General features: G+C 63.2%; 13 protein-coding genes. 9 read left to right on the top strand and 4 right to left on the bottom strand.

Annotated features, from left to right (window positions below):
* Window positions 1–8: 8 nt before the first annotated feature.
* Window positions 9–653 carry a biotin biosynthesis protein BioC gene (locus tag ACIQUG_RS02605; RefSeq protein ID WP_402317071.1) on the top strand — a complete coding sequence of 215 codons (645 nt, stop codon included), beginning with the start codon at window positions 9–11 and terminating at the stop codon, window positions 651–653.
* 187 nt (window positions 654–840) lie between these two features.
* On the top strand, window positions 841–2,394 hold the full coding sequence (locus tag ACIQUG_RS02610) for a peptidoglycan DD-metalloendopeptidase family protein (RefSeq protein WP_402317074.1): 1,554 nt from the start codon (window positions 841–843) through the stop codon (window positions 2,392–2,394).
* Window positions 2,395–2,511: 117 nt separating this feature from the next.
* Here the strand turns inward: ACIQUG_RS02610 and ACIQUG_RS02615 are convergent, their stop codons facing one another.
* Window positions 2,512–3,381: an ATP-binding protein gene (locus tag ACIQUG_RS02615; RefSeq protein ID WP_402317077.1), complete on the bottom strand. Its 870-nt coding sequence runs from the start codon at window positions 3,379–3,381 to the stop codon at window positions 2,512–2,514.
* A 302-nt stretch (window positions 3,382–3,683) separates the two neighbouring features.
* On the opposite strand from ACIQUG_RS02615, the gene yajC reads away from it, so the two are divergent.
* The 5 genes from yajC to ACIQUG_RS02640 all read left to right on the top strand — a co-directional run bounded on the left by yajC (window position 3,684) and on the right by ACIQUG_RS02640 (window position 8,496).
* Window positions 3,684–4,019 carry a preprotein translocase subunit YajC gene (yajC, locus tag ACIQUG_RS02620; RefSeq protein ID WP_034796611.1) on the top strand — a complete coding sequence of 112 codons (336 nt, stop codon included), beginning with the start codon at window positions 3,684–3,686 and terminating at the stop codon, window positions 4,017–4,019.
* Window positions 4,020–4,064: 45 nt separating this feature from the next.
* A complete protein-coding gene (gene secDF, locus ACIQUG_RS02625) occupies window positions 4,065–6,635 on the top strand; it encodes a protein translocase subunit SecDF (RefSeq protein WP_402317080.1) in 2,571 nt (856 codons plus the stop codon).
* A gap of 1 nt (window position 6,636) precedes the next feature.
* Complete coding sequence (locus tag ACIQUG_RS02630; protein WP_402317083.1) at window positions 6,637–7,023, top strand: Mth938-like domain-containing protein; 387 nt, start codon at window positions 6,637–6,639, stop codon at window positions 7,021–7,023.
* A 20-nt stretch (window positions 7,024–7,043) separates the two neighbouring features.
* Complete coding sequence (locus ACIQUG_RS02635; protein WP_402317085.1) at window positions 7,044–7,886, top strand: phytoene/squalene synthase family protein; 843 nt, start codon at window positions 7,044–7,046, stop codon at window positions 7,884–7,886.
* 142 nt (window positions 7,887–8,028) lie between these two features.
* On the top strand, window positions 8,029–8,496 hold the full coding sequence (locus ACIQUG_RS02640; protein WP_034796603.1) for a hypothetical protein: 468 nt from the start codon (window positions 8,029–8,031) through the stop codon (window positions 8,494–8,496).
* 87 nt (window positions 8,497–8,583) lie between these two features.
* Here the strand turns inward: ACIQUG_RS02640 and trmFO are convergent, their stop codons facing one another.
* The 3 genes from trmFO to ACIQUG_RS02655 form a co-directional block, all read right to left on the bottom strand.
* Entirely contained in the window at window positions 8,584–10,002 is a 1,419-nt protein-coding gene (trmFO, locus tag ACIQUG_RS02645; RefSeq protein ID WP_043611619.1) for a methylenetetrahydrofolate--tRNA-(uracil(54)-C(5))-methyltransferase (FADH(2)-oxidizing) TrmFO, read from the bottom strand.
* Between the two features lie 100 nt (window positions 10,003–10,102).
* On the bottom strand, window positions 10,103–10,246 hold the full coding sequence (locus tag ACIQUG_RS02650; RefSeq protein ID WP_064816989.1) for a DUF1127 domain-containing protein: 144 nt from the start codon (window positions 10,244–10,246) through the stop codon (window positions 10,103–10,105).
* 432 nt (window positions 10,247–10,678) lie between these two features.
* Window positions 10,679–10,822: a DUF1127 domain-containing protein gene (locus ACIQUG_RS02655; RefSeq protein ID WP_064816990.1), complete on the bottom strand. Its 144-nt coding sequence runs from the start codon at window positions 10,820–10,822 to the stop codon at window positions 10,679–10,681.
* 936 nt (window positions 10,823–11,758) lie between these two features.
* On the opposite strand from ACIQUG_RS02655, the gene ACIQUG_RS02660 reads away from it, so the two are divergent.
* Window positions 11,759–12,868, top strand: coding sequence for a DUF2157 domain-containing protein (locus tag ACIQUG_RS02660; protein WP_402317090.1), 1,110 nt, complete (start codon window positions 11,759–11,761; stop codon window positions 12,866–12,868).
* Entirely contained in the window at window positions 12,865–13,446 is a 582-nt protein-coding gene (locus ACIQUG_RS02665; RefSeq protein WP_402317092.1) for a GDYXXLXY domain-containing protein, read from the top strand. Before ACIQUG_RS02660 ends, ACIQUG_RS02665 begins: the two co-directional genes overlap by 4 nt.
* Window positions 13,447–13,457: the final 11 nt, after the last annotated feature.

The raw sequence follows: 13,457 nt of genomic DNA on the forward strand, positions 1-13,457 counted from the left end.
GACGGCACATGCAGATCGCGAACAGGTTGACGGCGGCAGCATCGGGCGACGGGCTGAACAATCTTGCCGGGCGCAATGCCGGCCAGACGAATTCCGCGGGCAAGGATGAGCAGGCGGCACAGGCGCTCGCCGCGACTTTCTTTGATCCGACGCCACGCATATCGCTTTCGGCCGATGCCCTGCTTTATCTCGGCCAGACCAAGAAGGCCTCCGACGGCCAGCCGGCGCTCACCCGCGAGGAATGGAACAATCGCCTGTCGCCGCAGCTTGCCTCGCGCGAGTACCAGGCCTTCGGCAAGTTTCTCGATTCCGGCGATCACCAGGCCTATTACAAGAGCTTCATAGACTACTACGACGGTCTTCGGCCGGAGGACCAGAACAGTCTGCGCTATTTCGGGACACGCGAAGCGGCCGTGGCCGGCCTGCGGTCGCTCGAATATGAAGAAGCAAGCGGCGCGGACGGAGATGCCGCCTTCCAGACGCTGGTGAGCGTCCTGCTCGAGGAAGACAAGACGGCCCAATCCGAAACCCTGGCGCAGCCGGCCGGTCGGCAGATTTTTGCCTGGGACCTGACGAGCATCAGCTACGAGGAAGACCAGACGGAACGCCGGCCCGTGTCCGAGATCGAGCGCCTCTATTCCGAACTGATCTAGCGTTACGCTTTCCTGCCCGGGCGGCCGCTGCGGCGGCGGCTGCTAACATGCGCTTGACGGGCGGCCGTCGGCCTATGGTTAGCATTTGGTCAAATTAGTCCTTTGGTGGGGTCTACCTTAACCACGCGGTAACTCTAATACGCTTTAATCAATCCACATCGAGTTGCGTTCGGAGTGGGTAAGCGTCATGCGTAAGTTTGTATCTCCCGGGGTTGGAAAGTCGACGATCCGCCTTTGCGTGGCGGTCCTGCTGGCAGGCGTCGCAACAGGCTGCAGTTCGGATGCAAGCCGGTTTGACGGCCTGTTTTCGCGGTCCGACAACGTCACCACAAATTCCATCCCGCGAGACGCAACGCCGGTTCCGCGCGGGGATGTGTCCGTCGGTCAGATGGCTGCGGCGCCGGTTGATAACCGCGGCTCGGCTCTCGGCCAGCCCTATCCGGCGGCAGCCGGGCAAGGTGCCTACGATCCGGTAAACACCGCATCCACGCCCGTGTCCAACGCCCGCGTCGCCTCGACCCCGATCTCCGTTCAGCGCAACACCCTGGCTGATCCGAGCCAGGCTGCCCATCAGCGTCCGGAAGCCCAGCCGTTCCCGGCAGCACGCCAGCAGGCCGCACTCGCCACGCAGCAGACGCTTCCCGCAACGGTCAAGGAAACCGCAAGCAAGAGCGGCTGGACGACACAGAACGCCCCGACGATCATGGTTCGCCCGGGTGACAATGTCGCCGTTCTCTCCAAGCGTTTCGGCGTTCCGGAAAAGGAAATCCTGAAGGCCAACGGCCTGCAGTCCGCAGCGCAGGTCGAAACCGGCCAGCGTCTCGTCATCCCGACCTTCGGCGTCGCAGGCAGCGCGGCCAAGGCCGCCGCCACCAACTCGATCGCCGATCTCGATGGCAGCAACCGCCAGCCGTCGCCGCTGCCGGTCAACCAGCGCGACGTCGCGATCCTGCCGGGTTCGGCCCAGTCCCGCGAAAAGGGCGAAGGCAAGTCCGACGTCGTTGCGGGCAAGCCGGCAACGAACGGCGAGGGTGCCGGCGGCGGATCCTACACCGTCAAGCCGGGCGACTCGCTCAACCGTATTGCCAAGACGACGGGTGTCTCCGTTGCTGCCCTCAAGCAGGCAAACGGCCTGACGGCCGAATCGATCCGCGTCGGCCAGACGCTGCAGCTGCCGGGTGCAAATGGTGCCGCTCCGGACCAGGTCAAGACGGCCTCCGTTCCGAAGAAGGCAGAGCAGCCGCAGGTCGCTTCGCTCGACAAGAACAAGCCGGCTGAATACCAGGCGCCGGTTGCCAAGCAGAGCGTCAGCGAAGTCGCCAGCAAGTCGACCGACATGGGCGAAGATTCGCCGAAGTCGACCGGCATCAGCAAATACCGCTGGCCGGTGCGCGGCGCGGTCGTCGCAGGCTACGGCGCCAATGTCGACGGCAACCGCAACGACGGCATCAACATCTCGGTGCCGGAGGGCACGCCGATCAAGGCCGCCGAAAACGGTGTCGTCATCTATTCGGGCAGCAGCCTGAAGGAACTCGGCAACGCCGTCCTGGTCCGTCACGACGACGGCACGGTCACGGTCTACGGCAATGCGTCCGAACTCAAGGTTCAGCGCGGCCAGAAGGTTCAGCGCGGCCAGACGCTCGCAGCCTCCGGCATGACCGGCCGGGCAAGCCAGCCACAAGTTCACTTCGAGGTGCGCAAGAACGCCACCGCGGTAAACCCGGCGACCTTCCTCGAATAGTCTCGATCGGTCGCAGAACCGACCCGGATCCGATGTTATGGCGCCGCCTGTCCTTTTGGGCAGGCGGCGCTTCTGTTTCGCGATATCGGTGGAGTGCGTCGCCCGCGACGCGCCCGGTTACCCGTCGATCCTGTGGCGCAGGCGCCCGGCGAGATCCTGGATGAACTGCCAGGCGACGCGGCCGGATCTCGCGCCACGGGTCGTTGCCCATTCCAGCGCCTCGGCATGCAGGGTTTCGCGATCGCGCTTGAAGCCATAGTGCTCGGCATAGCCGTCGATCATCGCCAAATAGTCGTCCTGGCTGCATTTGTGGAAGCCGAGCCAAAGACCGAAACGGTCGGACAGCGATACCTTCTCTTCGACCGCTTCCGACGGATTGATGGCCGTCGACTGTTCGTTCTCCATCATGTGCCGCGGCAGCAGGTGCCGCCGGTTCGAGGTGGCATAGAGCAGCACGTTGGAAGGGCGCCCTTCGACGCCGCCGTCAAGCACGGCCTTCAACGACTTGTAGGACGTATCGTCGTGATCGAAGGACAGGTCGTCGCAGAAGACGATCACCGGAACCGGCGCGGTCTTCAGAATGTCCATCAGCGCCGGCAGGGTGGCGATATCTTCGCGATGGACCTCGACGAGCTTCACCGCAACGCCGGTGTCGCGCGCAACCTGCGCATGGACCGATTTCACCAGCGATGATTTGCCCATGCCGCGCGCGCCCCAGAGGAGCACGTTGTTGGCCGTGAAGCCCTCGGCAAAGCGAAGCGTATTGTCGAGTAGGATGTCGCGGACGTGGTCGACCCCGGTGATCAGGGACAGTTCGATGCGGTTCGGCTTGGCGACCGGCTGCAGATGGTGCGTCGCCGGTGCCCAGACGAAGCACTCGGCAGCGGCCCAGTCGTTGGCTGCGGCGGCCGGCCCTGCCATGCGCTCGATCGCCGCGGAAAGCTTCTGCATTTCCCTGATGAGTACGTCGATCTTTGCTTCCGGCATATGTCTCTCTCCACTCGCTGAATCAGGTGTTTGGCCGTACCGTCCTGATTCGAGGCGGCATGGCCCGGGTGTTTACCGTAACCGCGTCGCGGCCTGGTCCCACCAGAAACCCGGTAGCACGCAGGTTTACGCTGGAAAAGGTCACCGAGGCCCGCGCGAGGGGTTCTCCTCTTGTGTAAATTGTGTCAGAGGCACAGGAACGGGTACGGGTGCCCGCGGCTTTGCAGAGCGGCCGGGCGTCCCTATATTCCGGCCGATTTGGCGCGGAGGAACCGCCGATATTTGAACTCAAGGAGTGATCGATGTTCATTACCGAAGCTTTTGCGCAGACTGCCGGCGCCCCTTCCGCCGGCGGCGCGGACATTCTCATGTCCATCCTGCCGTTCCTGCTGATTTTCGTCGTTATGTATTTCCTGATCATCCGTCCGCAGCGCGCTCAGATGAAGCGCCGCGAGGAGCTCCTGAAGAACATCCGTCGCGGTGACCAGGTCGTGACCGGCGGCGGCATCGTCGGCAAGGTTACCAAGGTCGTCGACGACAGCGAACTCGAAGTCGAAATCGCCGATGGCGTGAAGATCCGTGTCGTCCGCAGCGGCGTGTCGGAAGTTCGCGTCAAGGGTGAGCCTGTCAAGGAATAAGGCAGGAACAGCCACCACCAGCCAAGCAACTGGAGCGTTTGAGGCATGCGCAGATTACCGCCGTTGAAACGTATCCTCGTCTGGTTGGTGGCGCTTGCCGGCATCGCCTTTGCGCTGCCGAATGTTTTGACCCGGGAAGAGGCAGCCGAGCTTCCGGCTTGGCTGCCGCACCGCCAGGTGGCGCTTGGGCTCGATCTCCAGGGCGGCTCCCATTTCATGTTGCGGGCCGCGCGTAGCGACATTGTCGCCGAACGGCTCGAGACGGTCGCCAACGAGGTCGGAAAATCCCTGCGCGATGCCGACATCGCCTATATCGGCCTTTCCGGCGAAGGCCAGTCGATCACCTTCCGCGTTCGCGACCGCTCGCAACTTTCAGCCGCTCGCGAGCGGCTGAAGCCGCTGACGGCGCCTGTCGAGATCGGTGGCTTCGGCTCCGAGCCGATTTCCGAAGTTGTGTTCGACAGTGCGGAACCGGATGAGCTGGTTCGCCTGCGCCTGACGGACGAAGGCATCGACTACCGGCTCTCGCTGGCCGTGGCGCAGTCCATCGATGTCGTGCGCCGCCGCGTTGCCGAAGTCGGCGCCACCGATCCGTTGATCCAGCGTCGCGGCGACGACCGGCTGATCGTGCAGGTGCCCGGCCTCAGTGATCCGCAGCGGTTGAAGGACCTGCTCAGCCAAAGGGCCAATCTGGCTCTGCGGATGCTCGACACCTCCGTGCCCGTGCAACGGGCGGTCGAGGGGCAGCCGCCGTCCGGAACGGAAGTCCTCTATTCCTTCGACGACCCGCCGGTGCCCTATCTCGTCGAAAAGGCGCCGCTGCTTGCCGCGGCGAATTATGTTGCGGCCCAGCCGGAACCTGATGCTTCCGGCGAAAGCGCGTCGGTTGCCATCAAGATCGATGCCGCGTCGCAGCAACGCGTTGCCGCCCTTGCGGCGCAGCAGCCGCCAAGGGACGCAGCGATCGTTCTGGACGGACAGGTCATCGCGACGCTCAAGCTGTCGGAGGCGGTCAACGGCGATACCTTGCGCATCTCCGCGGACCTGCCGGCCGAAGGTGCGACCGACCTTGCCGCTCTCGTCCGCACGGGACCGCTTCCCACGCCCCTGACCTTTGTCGAAGAGCGGACGGTCGGCCCCGGCGTCGGTGGCGACGCCATTGCCGATGGCCTGAAGGCCGGCCTGGTCGCTGCGGTCGCGGTCGCCGCTTCCATGATTTTCTTCTACGGCGTCTTCGGCGTCTTTGCCGTCATTGCGCTTGCCCTGAACATTGTCCTGATCATCGCGGCGCTTTCCCTCTCGGGCGCGACGCTAACCCTTCCGGGCATTGCCGGCATCATTCTGACGATCGGCGTCGCGGTCGATTCGAACGTGCTGATCTACGAGCGCCTGCGGGAAGAGGTTCGCGGCGCCGAGCCTCTGCGGCGCACGATCAACGACGCCTTTTCGCGCGTGTTCAGCAGCATCTTCGACGCCAACCTGACGATGCTGATTGCGAGCGCAATTCTCTTCTATCTCGGCTCCGGATCGGTGCGTGGCTTTGCCGTGACGCTTGCGATCGGCAGCGTGACGACGCTCTTCACCGCCTACACGGTGACCCGCCTGATCGTGAAGCGCTGGCTGCGCCACTGGAAGTCGGAGCGCCTGCCGAAGGGTATTCGGACTGGCCGCTTCAGCGACCTGGACATCCGCTTCATGCGGATCCGCAACCCGGTCTTCATCCTGATGGCGGCCCTGTCGCTTGCCTCTGTTCTGCTGCTTGCCGGTATCGGGCTCAATCTCGGCGTCGACTTCAAGGGCGGCTCGATCATCGAGCTGCATTCCAAGGGCGGACCGGTCGATGTCGCCGATCTTCGCGCGCGCCTCGACGAGCTGAATTTCGGTGAGGTCCAGGTGCAGCAGCTCGGCTCGGGCGAAGACGTTCTCGTTCGGGTGCCGTCGCAGGAAGCGGGCGACAACGCCGAGCAGACGGCCGCCGGCGTCATCCGCTCGGAACTTTCGGACGAGTATGATTTCCGCCGCGTCGAGGTGGTCGGCCCCGTCGTGTCGGGCGAACTGACGCGTGCCGGCACCATCGGGCTTGGCGTTTCGTTCCTGGCGATCCTGCTCTATGTGTGGCTGCGTTTCGAATGGCGCTTCGCCGTCGGCGCGATCATCGCCACGACGCACGACGTGCTGCTGACGATCGGTTTCCTGGTGCTGACCGGCATCGAGTTCAATCTCGGCAGCATTGCCGCGGTTTTGACGATCGTCGGCTACTCGCTGAACGACACGGTCGTCATCTACGATCGCATCCGCGAAAACCTCGCGCGCTACAAGCGCATGCCGTTGTCGGTGCTGATCGATACGTCGATCAACCAGACGCTGTCGCGTACGATCCTGACGGCGCTGACGACGGTTCTGGCCCTGACTGCGCTTTATCTCTTCGGTGGCGGCCTCATCCGCGCCTTCAGTGTTACAATGCTGTTTGGCGTTATCGTCGGAACGATCTCGTCCATTTATATCGCCGGGCCGATCCTCATCCTGTTCAGGAAGCGGACCGACCACATTCCGGGGGACGAGAACGCCTCCGGCGCGGATACGGGTGCCGCCGGCGCGGCAAAGGGTGCTGTTTGAAATGCCTAAGGGAATTGAAATTCGCGAAGCCCACTTTCCGGGACGTGCGCCCATCGATGCCTACGGCAATGGTGGCTTTCGCTTCGCAGACATGTCGCATCGTGGCTCGATCCTGATGCTGCCCTCGGGCGTCTATGCATGGGAGGTCGCCGAGGGCGATGCGCTGACGGTCGAGAAGTTCTACAAGGTCATCGATGAGGCGAAGGACATCGAGGTGCTGCTGGTCGGCACCGGCAAGGACATTCGCCCGCTGCCGGCCGAAGTGAAGACAGCTTTGCGCGCCGCCAACATATCGTCTGATCCCATGAGCACCGGGGCCGCCGTCCGCACCTACAATGTGATGCTGGCCGAATCGCGCGCCGTCGCCGTCGCACTGATCGCCGTCTGATCGGACCTGGGGAAGACGACGTGCACGATAACTCCGCCCAGATCCTGTCTGACCTCAGGGACACGGACCGCGACCGGTATCTCGCCTGCCTGCTTGCGCCTGCCGACAAGCAGCCAGCCCTTGCCGCGCTCTATGCCTTCAACGCGGAGATTGCGCGTATCCGCGATCTCGTGCACGAGCCGATCCCGGGCGAGATCCGCATGCAATGGTGGCGGGACCTCATCGGCAACGACGCGTCGACCGGGGAAGGGCATCCGCTTGCTGAAGCGCTTCTTGGCTGCATTCGCAAGCACCGCCTGCCGGTCTCCGTGTTCGAGAACATGATCGATGCACGGATCTTCGATCTCTACGACGATCCGATGGAGGACCGCTCGGCGCTCGAGGGCTATGCCGGCGAGACCGCCTCGGCGCTGATCCAGCTCTCGTCCCTGGTGCTTGATCCAGAGAATGCCGCGAAATCGGCCGAAGTCGCCGGTCACGGCGGTGTGGCGCAGACGGTCGCAGGCCTCCTCATGCTGCTGCCGCTGCATTTGCGCCGTGGCCAGGTCTACCTGCCGGCGGAGTTGCTGCGCGCCACCGGTCTCGATCGCGAAACGCTGATCGCCGGTGAAGACAGCGCCGCGATCGGCCAGGCGATCCGGGCTTTCGCGGGCTTCGGGCGGGATCATCTCGCCAAGGCGCGTGCGCAAATGGCAGCGATCGCGCCGTCGAATTTCCCGGCCTTCATCCCGCTTGCGCTCGTCGAGCCTATCCTTAACCGCGCCGAGGCTGCGGGTGCCGGGCTTCTGCAGAAGCCCATCCGCCCGGCCCAGTGGCAGCGGCAATGGTGGATGTGGCGTGCCGCGCGCCGCCGTCGCTTCTGATACGTCCGGACGATCGACCAGAGGTTCGGTCTGCTCGGGCATTAGCGCGGGAGTGTTTGCCGTGACGACAAATTGGCACAAGCCTCGCAGCGTATAGAAGCGCTTTATCGGCGTCATGCCGAGCGAAGGGGAGCGCCCGCGGATGCTTTGGTTATTGCTCATCGCCGTTATCGTCTTGGTCGGCGCATTCTACATGTGGATGAACGCCCGCGCCGAGCGGGACTGGGACAATCCCGATGCCGGTTCCGCGATGGTGGAATTCGGTCGCGCCTTTCCTGATGAGGCGATCCGGGCGCTGCATTCGACGGCGGATCGCACGGCGATCTTTCTGCGGCTGCATGACGGCAAGGCGGGCTTCATCCAGTCGCACGGCACCCATTATGTCTGCCACGTGATCCAGCCCGGAAAGGTCAGGGTCAACAGCTCCGAGACCGGCCGCGGCCTGATCGTGCATTTCCCCGATTTTGCTTATCTCGACAACGACTTCGAATTTCAGAGTGCCGGCGAGGCCGCCGAGGTTTCGCTCTGGCTGCTCGGCAGCTTCAGCCCGAAATCGGAGTTCGAGCAGCCGGCCGCCGAGCCGCCGCACACGGCGCAGGCGACCGAGTAAGCTCTCTCCGCGCACTGCTATAGGAACAGGCCCGCTTGCATCGCTGCAAGCGGGCCTTTTGTCGTGGAACTAATGCGAGTCCGTCTGTCAGGCGGACTTGCCGAGCCAGGCGGCGCAATCGGCGAGTGCGCGCGACGCCGTCGCCTGCTTCTTGGCGACCGCCTTTTCCTTGCCGCGGAAGCGCTTGACGCCTTCCGGCTTGACGATCGCGCCCGGATCGAGCGGCGGGAACAGGCCGAAGTTGACGTTCATCGGCTGGAACGAGCGCTTGCCCGGTTCATCGTCGGAGACGATATGCCCGCCGGTGATGTGATTGAGCAGCGCACCGAAGGCGGTGGTCGCCGGCGGCGGGGCCAAAGTCTCGCCCTTGCGCTCGGCGGCGGCGAAGCGGCCGGCGAGCAGGCCGATGCTCGCACTTTCGACATAGCCTTCACAGCCGGTGATCTGTCCGGCAAAGCGCAGGCCGGGCCGCGACTTCAGCGTCAGCGTTCCATCGAGCAGCGTCGGCGAGTTGATATAGGTGTTGCGATGCAGGCCGCCGAGACGGGCGAATTCGGCGTTCTCCAGGCCCGGGATCATGCGGAAGACTTCGGCCTGTGCGCCGTATTTCAGCTTCGTCTGGAAGCCGACCATGTTGTAGAGCGTGCCGAGCGCATTGTCCTGGCGCAACTGTACGACGGCGTAGGGCTTGACGGTGGGGTTATGGGCATTGGTGAGGCCCATCGGCTTCATCGGCCCGTGGCGTAGCGTCTCGCGGCCACGCTCGGCCATGACTTCGATCGGCAGGCAGCCATCGAAGTAGGGCGTGCCTTCCCACTCCTTGAAGCCGGTCTTGTCGCCGGAAACCAGCGCATCGACGAAGGCGTTGTACTGCTCCTCGGTCATCGGGCAGTTGATGTAGTCCTTGCCCGTGCCGCCGGGACCGACCTTGTCATAGCGGGATTGGAACCAGCAGACATCCATGTCGATCGTCTCGGTATAGACGATCGGCGCGATGGCGTCGAAGAAGGCGAGCGCATCGGCGCCGGTTTCTGCGCGGATCGCCTCGGCAAGGCCAGGGGCTGTCAGCGGGCCGGTCGCGATGACGGCGAGGTCCCAATCTTTCGGCGGCAGGCCGGTGACTTCCTCGCGCACCACCGTGATCAACGGATGGGCGGCGATCGCCGCGCTGACCGCGTCGGAAAAGCCGTCGCGATCGACCGCGAGCGCACCGCCGGCCGGCACCTGGTTGGCATCGGCCGATTTCATGATCAGCGAGCCGGCAAGGCGCATTTCCGCGTGCAGAACGCCGACCGCGTTGCTGGTGGCGTCATCCGAGCGGAAGGAATTGGAACAGACGAGTTCGGCAAGGCCGTCGGTCTTGTGGGCGTCCGTGCCGCGCACGCCGCGCATCTCGTGCAGGACGACCGGCACGCCGGCTTCGGCGATCTGCCAGGCGGCTTCCGATCCGGCAAGACCGCCGCCGATGACGTGGATGGGGGAATGGGAAGAAGTGTCTTTGCTCATGGCCGGCTTCCTATCACGGCTCGGCCTTCCGTTCCAACGCCTATAAACGAAAACGGCGCCCTGAAGGCGCCGTCTTGAAAGTCCTGGTCGTTCGTTCCGATTAACGGAAGGAACGGGCCGCAATGTTGCGGATGTCGTAGCGGGTGATGCCGATGTCATTGAGAGCGTGGTTCGACAGGTTGCCGAGCTCGCTGACGGTGCGGCGGTAGTTGATCCAGCTTTTTGCGATACGAATCGGGTTCATGGTCTTTTCCTCAAAATCAGGTTGTCGCGACAGCCATCTGTCTGCGTCGTTGAGGTTCTTATACGCTTGTCTAATTAGAAGGTGGAGTGCAAAGAAAATGCAGCTGCTATGCATTTGTGCAGTGCATCGCCGCATAGATGGGCACCGCTTCAAAAGGCGGCATCGATTAAGGATTGATTAAAATCTTAATTGCCTGCCGATAAGAGACTGTTTTTCAAACGTATTTAAGAGCTGACGGTGAGGGACGACGAAGCGTCTCTCGGTGAACCCGGTTCCGTTGCATGGGCAGTTGCAGATGGCGGAACATCCGGTGTCTCTCGCAAGTGCGAACGCGTCACCTGGATCATAATGGCGGCGCCAAATGAAAACGCCCCCCGGAATGAACCGGAGGGCGTCTACTGGAGGTCGGTTGCGCTTAAGGCGCAGCCTGAATTACTTGATCGCCTGGCGAGCAACGTACGGGATGTCGCCACGGCCGATGCCGAGGTCAGACAGTTCGCGGTCGGTCATGCGGCCGAGTTCGTTGCAGGTCTGACGATACTTGCGCCAATTGTTGAAAGAGCGTGCGAGGTTCATGATCCTATCCTTTCTAGGGTCGTGTGCCAGCGCTTAATCTCTCTTGCTGGCCGTCATCTGATGCTCTGGAATATAATCGTTTTGAGCAGAAGTTACAGAGACAATGCTGCATCGCACCCATGCAGGCCGTGCAAGCCTCTGCGTGATGGAGCGTTCGCGGCTGGCGTCTAAAACGCGCGGCGCAATCGACTTGTCGTGGCTGGAAGCTGCCCGAAATGTGAGGGGCCAGAAACAAACAACGCCCGCTGGGGGAGGAGATCCAGCGAGCGTCGCTTTGTTCTGATCGGCAACCGGGAGGAGGAGTGTCGCCGATCCAAATCGAGGGGCGCTGGGAGGAGGAGTGCGCCGCCCCGATCGATGAGTTGAATATAGTATGCAGGCGGGTGGACGTGTAGCGCCGATGCTGAATGGCACCTATGCGAAATTCGCATGGCTGGAGACGCGTACCAGCCCAATGTGCACGAAAAATGTGCAGGCAGTCCTGTTTGCAGAGGGCTATTGGAGGAGGGAGCTGAAAAAGAATAACGCCCGCTGGGGGAGGAGGTCCAGCGAGCGTCATTAGGAGTGATTGGCAACTGGGAGGAGGAGTGTTGCCAATCTGATCGGAAGAGCGCTGGGAGGAGGAGTGCGCTCATCCGAATTCCGTCGGTTTTACCCGGGCCTTTCTCAGTAAACTGAGGCGGTTGGCCATTTCCGCTGGCGACCGTCTGGCTTCATGCCTTCGTTCGCCTTTGATGATTTGAATATAGGACCTTTAAATCGATTTGTGCAGTGCAATATCCGCATGGAAGATATGCGCGTTGCGCAAGCCGTTCATTCGTCCCTATCGGTTTGGTGCGCAACTGCCGCAGGGCGATTGTGTTTCCGCGCCGATACGTGGTTAGGTGGGGACTGAACGGAACCAATTCAAGCATCGGATTCTAGGCTGGGGGCAGGATGTACCGCGCGCGTCTCGAACGAGACTTCAAGCACTGGATCGACAAGGGGCTACTGCAGGAGAATGCGGCGCGCGCCATGCTTGCCGAATATGACGGTCGCGAGTCGACGTTCCGGGCCGGGCGCGTCCTGCTCATTCTCGCCGCGCTCCTGTTGTCCGCGTCAATCCTGCTGCTTGTCGCAGCCAACTGGGAGGCGCTGCCCCGTCTTGCCCGCGTCGCCGGCATCGTCGCCTTGGTCTGGGGCTTTCACTTTGCCGCCGCCTGGCTGATCCGCACCGGGCGCCCGACGCTCGCCGCTGCCGCGCTCGTTCTGGGGGCGGCTGCCTTTGGCGGTGGCATCGCCCTGATCGGGCAGATGTATCATCTGTCCGGCGATGCGGCCGACGCCGCGCTGCTGTGGTTTGCTGGCGCCGTGCTCTCTGCCGTGGCATTTCGCTCCGCAGCCATGGCCGCGGTTACCGGCGGGCTCGCCTGGTTCTATTTCGCAACGGTGCTGAAAGACGATGGGTTCAGTGCCACGCCGGACTGGCGCATGTGGTCCGTTCCGGCGCTCGCGGTGATCGTCGTGCTGCTGGTGCGCTTCACGGCCGCCGACAGGGTTCGCCATCTCGCCTATCTGCTCGTCCTGTCGTGGCTCGCCTGGCTTTATCTCGATAATGCATCGCTCGCCTTTGCCGGTGGCCTCGCTGCGTTCGGCCTCGTCGCCTTTCTCGCGGCGACGCTGCCCGGCTCGCCGCTTCGCGCGCTTGCGGTCGATGCCGGTTCGGCACCCGCTTTCTACTCCTTCGCGCTCGCCTTGCTTGGTTTTACCGCTCTCCAATATGAAGCCGTCGGAGTGACGACGGAGGTCGCGACCGGGGCAGGGACGCTGCTCGTGGCGCTCCTCGGCATTGCGCTTGCCGGGGCGCAGAACGGCGCCGTGCGCTATCTCGGCTACGTCGCCTTCGCCGGCGAGCTTCTCTATCTCGCCTTCGAGACACTTGGCTCGATGCTCGGCACCTCGGGCTTCTTCCTGATTTCCGGGCTGGTGGTTGCCGGCATCGCCTGGCTCGTCATCCGCATCGAGGGGCACTTGGCAAATGCGCGCGGGACGGAGGCGCCACAATGACAGCTGCAAAGACCCGTTGGCTGAACCCATTGCTGGCGGCCCTGCTGGTTGCGGGCGTACAGACGGCGGCCCTTGGCTACATGATCGAGAGCAGGGCGTCGATCCTTAGAAGCGGCCGTGACGTGCTGTTGAAGACCGTGCCCGTCGATCCCCGTGATCTGCTTCGGGGTGACTACGTGATCCTGAGCTACGACATTTCCAGGCTCCAGCCGGAACTGTTCAAGGGCGATACGCCGAAGCAGTCGGAAGAGGCGCAGATCTACGTTCGGCTGGAAAAGCAGCTCGACGGTTTCTGGGCGGCGACCGAAGCGTCCTTCCAGCCGCTTGGCCCCGCCGGCGACAGCGTCGTCCTTCGCTCGCTGCCCTTTATCTACTATCCTTCGTCCGGGCTCTCGTCCGTCAGTGTCGAATACGGGATCGAGCGCTTCTATGTGCCGGAAGGCGAGGGGCGGACGCTGGAGGAGGCGCGCAACGCCGAGGCGCTCTCCGTCAATATCCGCGTGGACGCCAAGGGAAAGGCCCAGATCCGCGAGATCGCAGTCAATGGCAGCCCGGTCTATGAAGAGCCTCTCTATTAAGCTGCGCCGTC

This window comes from Ensifer sp. NPDC090286 (genome assembly GCF_044769565.1).
Lineage (GTDB): Bacteria > Pseudomonadota > Alphaproteobacteria > Rhizobiales > Rhizobiaceae > Ensifer.